Annotated in this window: 10 protein-coding genes; 7 read left to right on the top strand and 3 right to left on the bottom strand. The window is 72.9% G+C overall.

The genetic code is table 11. The features are described from left to right. Positions 1 to 25: 25 nt before the first annotated feature. The 5 genes from AB0M28_RS08380 (at position 26) to pyrE (ending at position 6080) form a co-directional block, all read left to right on the top strand. A complete protein-coding gene (locus tag AB0M28_RS08380) occupies positions 26 to 1186 on the top strand; it encodes an Ig-like domain-containing protein (protein ID WP_365399896.1) in 1161 nt (386 codons plus the stop codon). A gap of 150 nt (positions 1187 to 1336) precedes the next feature. After that, positions 1337 to 2590 carry an Ig-like domain-containing protein gene (locus AB0M28_RS08375; RefSeq protein WP_365399752.1) on the top strand — a complete coding sequence of 418 codons (1254 nt, stop codon included), beginning with the start codon at positions 1337 to 1339 and terminating at the stop codon, positions 2588 to 2590. A 157-nt stretch (positions 2591 to 2747) separates the two neighbouring features. Continuing rightward, positions 2748 to 3515, top strand: a complete 768-nt coding sequence (locus tag AB0M28_RS08370; protein ID WP_365399749.1) for an enoyl-CoA hydratase-related protein — start codon at positions 2748 to 2750, stop codon at positions 3513 to 3515. A gap of 1469 nt (positions 3516 to 4984) precedes the next feature. Then, positions 4985 to 5500 carry an ATP-binding protein gene (locus AB0M28_RS08365; RefSeq protein ID WP_365399746.1) on the top strand — a complete coding sequence of 172 codons (516 nt, stop codon included), beginning with the start codon at positions 4985 to 4987 and terminating at the stop codon, positions 5498 to 5500. A 55-nt stretch (positions 5501 to 5555) separates the two neighbouring features. Continuing rightward, on the top strand, positions 5556 to 6080 hold the full coding sequence (gene pyrE / locus AB0M28_RS08360; protein WP_365399893.1) for an orotate phosphoribosyltransferase: 525 nt from the start codon (positions 5556 to 5558) through the stop codon (positions 6078 to 6080). A 5-nt stretch (positions 6081 to 6085) separates the two neighbouring features. On the opposite strand, the gene AB0M28_RS08355 is transcribed toward pyrE, so the two are convergent. Beyond that, positions 6086 to 6928 carry a LysR family transcriptional regulator gene (locus tag AB0M28_RS08355; protein ID WP_365399743.1) on the bottom strand — a complete coding sequence of 281 codons (843 nt, stop codon included), beginning with the start codon at positions 6926 to 6928 and terminating at the stop codon, positions 6086 to 6088. 72 nt (positions 6929 to 7000) lie between these two features. Between AB0M28_RS08355 and AB0M28_RS08350 the strand changes: the two genes are divergently transcribed. Beyond that, the gene (locus tag AB0M28_RS08350) at positions 7001 to 8245 is read left to right on the top strand and encodes an MFS transporter (RefSeq protein ID WP_365399740.1); all 1245 of its coding nucleotides are present in this window, start codon (positions 7001 to 7003) and stop codon (positions 8243 to 8245) included. Here AB0M28_RS08350 and AB0M28_RS08345 read toward each other — a convergent pair. Beyond that, positions 8242 to 8814 (bottom strand): TIGR03086 family metal-binding protein, encoded by a 573-nt coding sequence (locus tag AB0M28_RS08345; RefSeq protein WP_365399737.1) that lies wholly within the window; start codon positions 8812 to 8814, stop codon positions 8242 to 8244. The genes AB0M28_RS08350 and AB0M28_RS08345 overlap by 4 nt on opposite strands. 66 nt (positions 8815 to 8880) lie before the next feature. On the opposite strand from AB0M28_RS08345, the gene AB0M28_RS08340 reads away from it, so the two are divergent. Then, entirely contained in the window at positions 8881 to 10599 is a 1719-nt protein-coding gene (locus AB0M28_RS08340; RefSeq protein ID WP_365399735.1) for a GAF domain-containing protein, read from the top strand. Between the two features lie 30 nt (positions 10600 to 10629). On the opposite strand, the gene AB0M28_RS08335 is transcribed toward AB0M28_RS08340, so the two are convergent. Beyond that, positions 10630 to 11346, bottom strand: coding sequence for a response regulator transcription factor (locus AB0M28_RS08335; RefSeq protein ID WP_365399732.1), 717 nt, complete (start codon positions 11344 to 11346; stop codon positions 10630 to 10632). Positions 11347 to 11434 lie beyond the last annotated feature (88 nt).

Raw genomic sequence — 11434 nt, 5'->3', positions numbered from 1 at the left:
AGCGTGGCGCCGGGCGGGCGCCGGGATGATGGCACTGATCGCGCTGGCCGTGGCGGGATGCGCCGGGGGTGGTGGAGACGCGGACATCCGGATCACCCCGGCGGCCGGCGCCGCCGGGGTGCGCGAGGACGCGCGGCTGGCGGTACGCGTCACCGAGGGGCGGCTGGAGCGCGTGGAGGTGACGCGGACCACGGACGGGCGGTCCGCACCCGTGGCCGGGGCCGTCGCGGGCGACGGAATGAGCTGGCGGCCGCAGACGGGGCGGCTCGAGGTCGGCAGCCGCTACACCGTGCACGCCGTGGCGCTCGACTCGCACGGGCGGCGCCACGCACGGACCGCGACGTTCGCGACGAAACCGCCCGCCGGACGCTTCACCGCGTACTTCTCCCCGGAGCACCGGTCCGTGAACGGCGTCGGCACGATCGTCTCCCTGAGCTTCGACCGGCCCATCGAGGACCGCGCGGCGGTCGAGCGCGCCGTCACCGTCACCACGCATCCACCCGTCGAGGTCGTCGGCCACTGGTTCGGCGGCACCCGGCTCGACCTGCGCCCCCAGGAGTTCTGGCGCCCGGGCACCACCGTCACCGTGGGGCTGCGGCTGAAGGGCGTGCGGGGCGCCCGGGGTTATTACGGCATTCAGGACAAACAGCTACATTTCACCATCGGGCGGTCGATGGTCAGCGAGGTCGACGCCCGCGCGATGACGATGGCGGTCGTCCGCGACGGCCGGCTCGTCCGGGCGCTGCCCGTCTCCGCCGGAGCCGCCAAGACCCCGACGTACAGCGGATACATGGTGGTCATGGAGCGCCTCGACGTCACGCGCATGAACGGCGCGACGGTCGGCTTCACCGACGACGACGGCAAGGGCGAGTACGACATCAAGGACGTGCCGCACGCCATCCGGCTCACCCACTCCGGGACCTTCCTGCACGGCAACTACTGGACCCCGCCCTCCGTCTTCGGTTCGGCCAACACCAGCCACGGCTGTGTGGGCCTGGAGGACAAGAAGGGCGGAAGCGGCAAGACGCCCGCCGGCTGGTTCTTCCAGAACTCGCTTCCGGGGGACGTCGTCCGGGTCGTCAACTCCCCGGAACGGACGGTCGGCGCGGACAACGGATTCGGTGGCTGGAACCTGTCCTGGCCCAGGTGGCGGAAGGGTTCCGCGCTGCGCCCGGGGCACCGGTGACTTGGGACCGAACGGTGACATAGAGCAGGCCTGAGCCCCCTCATCCGTGTGGTTATCTTGTCGAGGTGCACGCGGGGCGTGTACAGGGCGGCGAGCCCACGGGGCGGTCGAGGGGAGAGCGCGGTTTTGAACAGGGATCCGATAACGGGCATGCGGGCGGCCCGGCGCAGGTCACGGGCGGGGCGGGGCGTTGTCGCGCTGCTTACCGGCCTGGTGCTCGTCCTGGCGGCCGCCTGCAGTGGCGGCGATTCGGACTCCGGCGGGAAGAGCGGGTCCGGCGCCGGCGGCGACGGGGGCGCCAAGGAGGCGAAGAAGGTCTCGCAGGCCGTCGTCTCCATCTATCCCAAGGACGGCGCCGACAACGTCGGCACCGAGGGTGTGCTGAAGGTCCGGGCCAAGAAGGGCACGCTGGTCTCCGTCAAGGTCGCCGACGCCAAGGGCACCGAGGTCGAGGGCGCGCTCAGCGAGGGCGACACGGTCTGGAAGCCGGCGGGGAATCTGCGCACCCAGACCAAGTACACCGTGAACGCCGTCGCCAAGGACACGGACGGGCTCCAGGCCGCCAGGACCACGAGCTTCACCACGGTGGTGCCGGCCAACACCTTCATCGGCTACTTCACGCCCGAGAGCGGCCAGACCGTGGGCGTCGGCATGCCGGTGTCGATCAACTTCAACCGGCCCATCGACAACCGCGAGGCCGTCGAGAACGCCATCAAGGTGACCTCCGACCCGCCGGTCGACGTCCAGGGCCACTGGTTCGGCAACCAGCGCCTCGACTTCCGCCCGCAGGAGTACTGGGCGGCGGGCACCAAGGTCACGCTGAGCCTCCGGCTCGACGGGATACAGGCCGAGAAGGGCGTCTACGGCAAGCAGTCCAAGGACGTGACCTTCAACATCGGCCGCCGCCAGGTCAGCAGGGTCGACGCCGCCACCCACATGATGAAGGTCGAGCGCGACGGCGCGATCATCAAGACCGTCCCGATCACGTCGGGCTCCCCGGAGAACCCGACCTGGAACGGCCAGATGGTGATCACCGAGAAGCTCAAGGTCACCCGCATGAACGGCGCGACCGTCGGCTTCACCGACGACGACGGCAAGGGCGAGTACGACATCAAGGACGTACCGCACGCCATGCGGCTGACCACGTCCGGCACCTTCGTGCACGGCAGCTACTGGGCGGGGGCCTCCACCTTCGGCTCGGCGAACGTCAGCCACGGCTGCGTCGGCCTGCAGGACGTGCGGGGGGCGGGGGACGCCTCGATGCCGGCGGCGTGGTTCTTCAACAACTCGATCATCGGTGACGTGGTGATCGTGAAGAACTCCCAGGAGAAGACGGTGCGCCCGGACAACGGCCTCAACGGCTGGAACCTGTCCTGGGCGGAGTGGACGGCCCCGCAGAGCTGACGCTGGGTCTTTGGTTGTACGTCGTGTCGCATGGAGCCCGGTGCCTTCTGAAGGTGCCGGGCTCCGGCGTGTGTGTCCCGTCTGTGTCGTGTGTGTCCCGTCCGTGTGAGGAAGCGCACCGGGCCCGCCCGGGTTAATGGCCGCTAACCTCTGGTGCATGACTGCACACCTTGAGGTCTCCGAGGGCGTCGGCACCATCCGCCTCGACCGCCCGAAAATGAACGCGCTGGACATCGCCATGCAGGACCGCATCCGCGAGCTGGCGGAGGAGGCGACGCGCCGCGAGGACGTCCGCGCGGTCGTGGTGTACGGCGGGGAGAGGGTCTTCGCGGCCGGCGCCGACATCAAGGAGATGCAGGTCATGGACCACGCGGCGATGGTCGCCCGGTCCCGCGGCCTGCAGGACGCGTTCACCGCGGTGGCGCGGATCCCCAAGCCCGTCGTGGCCGCGGTGACCGGCTACGCGCTGGGCGGCGGCTGCGAGCTCGCGCTGTGCGCGGACGTCCGCTTCGCGGGGGAGTCGGCGAAGCTCGGCCAGCCGGAGATCCTGCTCGGGCTGATCCCCGGTGCGGGCGGTACGCAGCGGCTGTCGCGGCTGATCGGTCCGTCGAAGGCGAAGGACCTCATCTTCACCGGCCGGATGGTGACCGCCGCCGAGGCCCTCACCCTCGGCCTGGTCGACCGCGTCGTCCCCGACGCGGACGTCTACACCGAGGCCCGCGCCTGGGCCGCACGGCTCGCCCAGGGCCCGGCGATCGCGCTCCGCGCGGCGAAGGAGTGCGTCGACGCGGGCCTCGAGACCGACCTCGACTCGGGCCTCGCCCTCGAACGCACGTGGTTCGCGAGCCTGTTCGCAACGGAGGACCGCGAAATCGGCATGCGCTCGTTCGTCGAAGAGGGCCCAGGCAAGGCAAAGTTCCGCTAACCACCCCGGGCGGCGCGCACCCCGAACACCTCGGGGGCTCCGCCCCCGGACCCCCGCGAGACCGGGGCGGTCGGCCAAGCACGCCCGGGCACGGACCGCCCCGAAGCTCCCGGGGCTCCCGGAGCTTCCGGGGCTGCGCCCCGATCCCCCGTGGGGTCAGAGTGGTCGCGTAGGCACGGCGGGCGCGGCCAACCCCAGCACTCCCGGGGCTCCGCCCGAAACCCCCAGCACTCCCGGGGCTCCGCTCGAAACCCCCAGCGCTCCCGGGGCTCCGCTCGAAACCCCCAGCGCTCCCGGGGCTCCGCCCGAAACCCCCAGCGCTCCCGGGGCTCCGCCCGAAACCCCCAGCGCTCCCGGGGCTCCGCCCGAACCCCGGGAGCTCCCTGGGGCTCCGCCCCGAACCCCCTGGGTTCTCCGCCCTCGGACCTCTCGGGGGCTTCGCCCGGACCCCACGGGGCCACGACGGTCGCCCAAGCACGTCGGGTGCGGCTCGCCCCGAACCTCCCGGGCCTCCACCCCGAAACCCCTACGGCTTCGCCCGAGACCGCCTGCGTCCTCCACCCCGGACCACTGGGGGGGCTTCGCCCCCGATCCCGGTGGGGTCAGGGTGGCCGCATAGGCGCGGCGGGCGGCTTGCCCCGGGCCTCTCGGGGCTCCACCCCGGACCTCCTGGGCGCTCCGCCCCGAGCTTCCGCGGGGCCGGGTGGTCGCGTAAGCACGTCGGGTGTGGCTCGCCCCGGGGCTCCGCCCCGAAACCCCCTACGGCTTCGCCCCGGACCTCCCGGGGCTCCGCCCCGAAACCCCCTACGGCTTCGCCCCGGACCTCCCGGGGCTCCGCCCCGAAACCCCTACGGCTTCGCCCGAGACCGCCTGCGTCCTCCACCCCGGACCACTGGGGGGCTTCGCCCCGGATCCCGGTGGGGTCAGGGTGGCCGCGTGGGCGCGGCGGGGGTTTGCCCCGGGCCTCCTGGGCGCTCTGCCCCCGAGCTTCCGCGAAGCCGGGGTGGTCTCGTAAGGATGGCGGGTGTGGCTTGCTCCGGGCTTCTTGGGCCCCCGCCCCCGGACCTCCTGGGTGCTCCGCCCCGAACTTCCGCGGGGCCGGGGCGGTCGCGTAAGCATGGCGGGTGCGGCTCGTCCCGGGCCTCCGGGGGCCTCAGCCTGGACCTTGGGGCTCCCCCTCGCCGTCATGGGGCGTCCCCCGTACCCACGGGGGTGTCCAGGGGCGTGGTGAGCCCGGGGGTGTGGGGGTGGGGGGCCTTAGGGTGACCTTAAGAGAACCTTAAGTGGTTTGGGGGTGTTGGGGCGGCGCCCGCGGTGTGGGGGGTGGGGTTTGGGCAGGTCAGGTGGGGCCTCCTTGCGTACAGATGCTTCTGGCATATGCCTGGAGCCGGGTGTGGAACCCGGGGTTCCGCTGAGGGGAATCGCGTGGAACCCCTTCACGGGCGGCGTTGCGCCGCCATGATTGGGGCATGGCGGGACCGGAGGGAATGCAGCAGCCCGGGCGGCACGTGTCCGCACCGGCGTCCTCGGCCGTACTGCAGCGCCGACCCGGCGGCATCGACGAAGTCGCCGCCCGCGCACTGGAATTGTGCGGCGACCCGTCCGTCGACGAGGTCCGGCTGCCGTCGCGGCCGGAGTCCGCCGCCACCGCCCGCCGGCTCACCGAGTCCGTCGTCCGCGGCACCTGGGGACTCGGCGCCCAGCACACCGAGTACGCGGTGTTACTCGTCTCCGAGCTCGTCGGCAACGCCGTACGCCACACCGGCGCACGGACCTTCGGGCTGCGGATGATGCGCCGCCGCGGCTGGATCCGGATCGAGGTCCGCGACCCGTCGCGCGGGCTGCCGTGCCTGCTGCCCGTACGGGAGCTCGACACGAGCGGCCGGGGGCTGTTCCTCGTCGACAAGCTCGCGGACCGCTGGGGCGTGGACCTGATGCCCCGGGGCAAGTCGACGTGGTTCGAGATGCGCGTACCCGAGCGCTGAGCGCGCACACGGCGTAAGGCAGGATGGGGCCGCCCGTACCCGAGACGAGAGGTGGCTGATCCGACTGCGCTCCGCCCTGGCCCGCCGTATCCACAAGAGTTCGCACCTGACCGGGGAGTTCGTCCTGCGGTCAGGACGCACCACGACCGAGTACTTCGACAAGTACCGCTTCGAGTCCGACCCCGTCCTCCTCGACGACATCGCCTCCGCGATGGCCCCGCTCGTCCCCGCGGGCACGGAGGTCCTCGCCGGCCTCGAACTCGGCGGCATCCCCGTCGTCACCGCGCTCTCCCGGCACACGGGGCTGCCCGCGGCGTTCGTCCGCAAGCAGGCGAAGCCCTACGGCACGTGCCGCCTCGCGGAGGGCGCTGAGGTCGCCGGCCGGCAGGTGCTCGTGGTCGAGGACGTGGTCACCAGCGGCGGCCAGATCGTCCTCTCCACGGCCGACCTGCGCGCCCTGGGCGCCCGCGTCGACGCGGCCCTGTGCGTCGTGGACCGCCAGTCCGGCGGCACGGAGGCGCTGGCCGCGCAGGACGTCGCCCTGCTGTCGCTGCTGACGGCCGGGGACCTGCGGGCCTGAGCCCCTCAGACCACGCGTCGCAGCGCGGTCTCCACCGCGTCGACCAGCGGATCGCCCTCGGTCCGCGGGTGCCGGGCCAGGCCGAGTTCGATGTCCGGCAGCCCCGGCAGGACGTCCGCGTCGTGGCACGCCATGGCCGGTTCGAGGTTCCCGGGCAGCACCGCCGTGACGCCGAGCCCGGCCCGTACCGCGGCGAGCACGCCGACGAGGCTGTTGCTCTCGAACGCCACCCGCCAGCGGCGGTCGGCGCTCTCCAGCGCCTCCAGCACCGAGGTGCGCCAGGTGCAGGGGCCCGAGAACAGCACCACGGGCAGCGGATCGGCGGCCAGGTCCACGCCCTGGCCGACCGCCCAGACCAGCGGCCGGCGTACCGTCCAGCGCGGCCGGCCGGGGATGTCCGCCGCCTCGTCGAGCACGAGTTGGACGCGTCCCGCGTCGTACGCCTCGCGCCGCGCGTCGCCGGAGAGGCTGAGCACCTCCAGCGTCGCCCCCGGATGCAGCCGGGCGAGGTCGGCGAGGGCCTGCGGCAGCTGGGACGCGGCGAGGTCCTCGAGCAGCCCGACACCGCAGTGGCCGGTCAGCGCGCGGCCGGCTTCGGTGAGTGCCTGCGCGGAGAGCGAGAGGATGCGCTCCGCGTACGGCAGGAGTTCGTCACCCGCGCGGGTCGGCGAGACGCCGGTCGTGGACCGGCGCAGCAGGGGGCTGCCGACGGCGCTCTCGAGCTTGCGCAACTGCTGGCTGAGCGCGGGCTGACTCTGCCCCAGCGCGCTGGCGGCGCGGCTGATGCTGCCCGCCCGCACAGCGGCGACGAACGAACGCAGCAGGACGATCTCCAGATCCCTGGCCATAAGAATCCATTATATCGGCTCCAGTCAACTGGCCACTTCCTATGGCAGGATCCGGGTTCTAGCGTCACAAGGGTGACTCGATACCGACAGGTCCTCGCCGTACCCGGGATGGCATCGCTGCTGGGCGTCTCGCTGCTCGCCCGCATCGCGATCACCGCCTCCGGGATGGCGCTGACGTTGCACGTCGTGCTGGGCCTGGACATGAGCTACGCGGCAGCGGGAGGAGCGGCGGCGGCCATGACCACGGGTCTGGCGCTGGGCGGGCCGCTGCTGGGCCGCATGATCGACCGGCGGGGCGCGCGCCTCGTGCTGCTGATCACCGTCGTGGCGCAGGCCGGGTGCTGGCTGAGCGTCGCGATGCTGCCGTATCCGGCCCTGCTGGCCGTCGCCTTCGTGGCGGGTCTGCTGATGGTGCCGGCCCCGATCGTGACCAGGCAGGCGATCGGCGCGACGACGGAGGCGGGACAGCGCCGGGCCGCCTTCGCGCTGGAAGCGGTGCAGGGCGAGCTGTCCTACATGGCGGGCCCGCCCCTCGTGATCCTCTGCGCGGCACACCTGCCCTCCGGCGTGGTGGCCTGGGGTGTCGGCGCCGCGATCGTGGCGGGCGGAGCGGGGATCGCCCTGCTCGACCCGCCCGTGCGGGCCGCGGGCGAGGTGCCGGTAGAACCGGCCGACCGCCCCCGCCGCCGGGAGTGGCTGGGCCCAGGAATGATCGCGGCGCTGGTGATGGCGTTCGGCGCCACGATCGTGCTCAACGGTACCGACCTGGCCATCGTCGCCACGCTCGAGGAAGCCGGCCAGGTCTCCTGGGCCGCGGTCGTGGTGGCCGTGTACGGCGCGGCCTCCATCGCCGGCGGTCTGCTGCACGGCGCGCTTCCGCGACCGCTGCCCACCTGGCTGCTGCTCGGCCTGCTCGGGCTGGTGACCGTTCCCGCCGGACTGGCCGACGACTGGCGCTGGTTGTGCGTGGCCGGCTGCGGCGCCGGGCTGCTCGCCGCACCGACGCTCTCCGCGCTGTCCGACGCGGTGAGCCGACTCGCACCCGCGAGCGTGCGCGGCGAGGCGACGGGCCTGCAGTCCTCGGCGCTGGGCGCGGGCTTCGCCCTCGGCGTCCCGGTCGTCGGCGGGGCGATCGACGCGTCCGGACCCGCGGGCGGCTTCGCGGCGGCCGGACTGGCCGGCCTCGCCGCCGCGCTGACGGGATGGCTGCTGTCCCGGCGCCCGCCCGTCCGGACGCGCCCGGCGCGCGGCGATGCCGGCCTCGCCGGGGCGCCGGAGGACGGGGCGGTGATCCGCCCCGTCCGGGAGAGCCGCTAGGCGCTTCGGCCCATCAGGCCCAGCACCTTCGTCTGGGCGTCCGCGTCCGGCGGCGTGGCCACCGCCGGGGCGAAGAGCCCGCTCGCGGCGAGGTCGGCCGCGTACGGCTCCACCTCCCGCAGCGTGAACTCCGCGAGCGCGGGCGGCATCTGCTCGTCCGCACCGATCGCCCGGGCGAGGTCCCAGCCGTGCACGGCCGCGTCCGTCGTCATCTGCGAGCAGTACGCCTCGGCCGGTGTCGCACCGACCGAGAGGTGCACCGTCCGCTCCATCGCACCGGGCTCGTTGAAGGCGCTCAGCGCCGAGGCGGCGGCCCGGTCCCACGTGGCCACCGGGTCGTCGCCCAGCTGGTCGCCGTCGAACCGGTCCCCGACCTCGGCGATGGTCGCGCCCTCCACCAGCGGGGGAACCCACAGCTGCTCCACCGTGAGGTGGTTCACCAGATCCCGCACGGACCACTCCGTGCACGGGGTCGGGGCGTCCCACTGGTCCGGGCGCACCAGATGCACCCGCCGGGTGAAGAAGTCGAGGGCCTCGGCATGCCTGCGCAGCGTCTCGTTCCTGGCCATACGCCCGATTCTAGGAGTGGGGCTCGCTAACGTAAGACATCAAGGGGTAGGCCGAAAGGGTGGGCGATGGTCGCTGACAGGCCACAGGGGGCGGGGCTGCCCAGACTGCAGCTGGACCAGCTGCTGGAGGAGCTGCAGCTGCGGATCGACGAGGTGCGCGGGACCCGCGACCGGGTCCACAGCCTGCTCGAGGCGGTGCTCTCCATCGGCAGCGAGCTGGACCTGCGCCAGGTGCTGCGCCGTATCGTCGAGGCCGCGGTCGTACTGGTCGACGCCGAGTACGGCGCGCTGGGCGTGATCGGCGACGAGGCCAAACTCGCGCAGTTCCTGACCATCGGCCTCACCGACGACGAGATCCGCGGCATCGGCGACTTCCCCGAGGGCCACGGCATCCTCGGCGAGCTGATCCGCCATCCCGAGCCGCTGCGGCTGGAGGAGATCTCCGAGCACACCTCCTCGTACGGCTTCCCGCCCGGCCATCCGCCGATGCACTCCTTCCTCGGCGTGCCCATCCGCGTACGCGACGAGGTCTTCGGCAACCTCTACCTGACGGAGAAGCGCAGCGCCAAGGAGTTCGACAGCGAGGACGAGGCGGTGCTGACGACGCTCGCCGTCGCCGCCGGCGTCGCGATCGAGAACGCCCGGCTGTACGAGCAGACCCGGCGCCGGCAGCGCTGGCTGGAGGCGGCCGGCGAGGTCACCAACACCCTGCTCTCCGGCGCCGACCAGTCCGTCGTACTGGAGCTGATCGTCGAGCGCACCCGCTACAACCTCGACGCGGACCTCGGCACGGTCGCCCTGCCCGTGCCCGGCTCCGGTGAGCTGCGGGTCGCGCTGGCCCTGGGCCTGGGCGGCGAGCGGCACGTGGGCCAGCTGATCAGCGCCCAGGGCACGCTCGCGGGGCTCGCCTACTCCACGGGCGAGCTCGTCCTCAGCACCGATGTGGACAGCGACGAGCGGATCGGGGAGAGCCGGCTGCAGGACTCCGGTCTCGGCGCCGCCGTCGCCGTCCCGATGGGCGGCACTCACGGGCTGCGCGGCGTGCTGATGCTGGCCCGGGCCGACGGCAAGCCCGGGTTCTCCGACGACGAGACGGCGCCGCTGCTGGCCTTCGCCGGCCAGGCGGCGCTCGCCATGGAGCTGGCCGAGCGGCGCATCGACGCCGAGCAGATAGCCCTCTACGAGGACCGCGACCGGATCGCCCGCGATCTGCACGACCTGGCCATCCAGCGGCTCTTCGCCACCGGGATGACGCTGCAGAGCGCGGTGCGCTTCGTCACCTCGGCCGAGGGGGAGGAGCGGCTGCTGCGCGCCGTGGACGACCTCGACGAGACGATAAAGATCATCCGTACGACGATCTTCGGGCTGCGCGCGCACCAGGCGGACGCACAGCCGCGCGGGCTGCGGATGCGGGTCTTCCAGACGGTCGAACGGGCCGTGCCGACGCTGGGCTTCACCCCGGTCCTGCAGACGGAGGGCCTGCTCGACACCAACGTGCCGGGCGGCATCGCCGACCAGGTCGTCGCCGTGCTGGGCGAGGCCCTGTCGAACGCGGCGCGGCACGCCCACGCCTCGACGGTGACGGTCACGCTCAGCGTCGCCGCAGACCAGCTCACCCTCACGGTCACCGACAACGGCGTCGGGATGCCCGAGCGCGGCCGGCTCAGCGGTCTGAAGAACCTGGCCGAGCGGGCGGGTCAGCTCGGCGGCCAGTGCCTGCTCAGCACGCCGGAGGGCGGCGGCACGCGCCTGGTGTGGCGGGTGCCGCTGCCGCTGGGGTTCTGAGCGGGCGAGGAAACCGGCCGGCCCCGCAGGTCAGCGCACCGGGCCGTGCTGCTGGGCGTCGTGACCCGGCATCGCCTGGCTGGCCAGGACGGCCGCCTGGATCCGGCGCTCCACGCCCAGCTTGGCCAGCAGCCGGGAGATGTGGTTCTTCACCGTCTTCTCCGACAGGTACAGCTGCTTGCCGATCTGCCGGTTGGTCAGCCCCTCGCCGATCAGCGCCAGGATCTCCCGCTCGCGCGGCGACAGCGCGGCCAGCACCTCGCTCGCGGGCTCCGGCTCGGCCTCACCGCCGCGCAGCGAGCTCATCAGCCGGGCCGTGGTCGCCGGGTCCAGCATCGACTGACCGGAGGCGACGGTGCGTACGGCGGAGACGAGGTCGGATCCCTTGATCTGCTTCAGTACGTAACCGGACGCACCCGCCATGATCGCGTCGAGCAGCGCGTCGTCGTCGTCGAACGACGTGAGCATCAGGCACACCAGGTCCGGCATCCTCGACCGCAGCTCGCGGCAGACGCTGATGCCGTCGCCGTCCGGGAGCCGGACGTCGAGCACGGCCACGTGCGGGCGCAGCGCGGGGCCGCGGGCCAGGGCCTGGGCGGCGCCGGCCGCCTCACCCACCACCTCGATGTCCGGCTCCCCGTCGAGCAGATCGCGCAGTCCGCGGCGTACCACCTCGTGGTCGTCCAGCAGAAAGACACGGATCGGCTCCTCCGCGTCGAAGCGCCGCGCCGGAATCGTGTGACTCACAGTGGCTCCCTCGTGCCGAATCGGTGTCCCCACCAGATCGTTGACGACGCCGCCCCCGACGACTAGGGCCGAACGGGCCCGAAGCCGC

This window comes from Streptomyces sp. NPDC051940, assembly GCF_040680895.1.
GTDB lineage: Bacteria > Actinomycetota > Actinomycetes > Streptomycetales > Streptomycetaceae > Streptomyces.
This window is presented reverse-complemented; position numbering and strand designations above follow the sequence as displayed.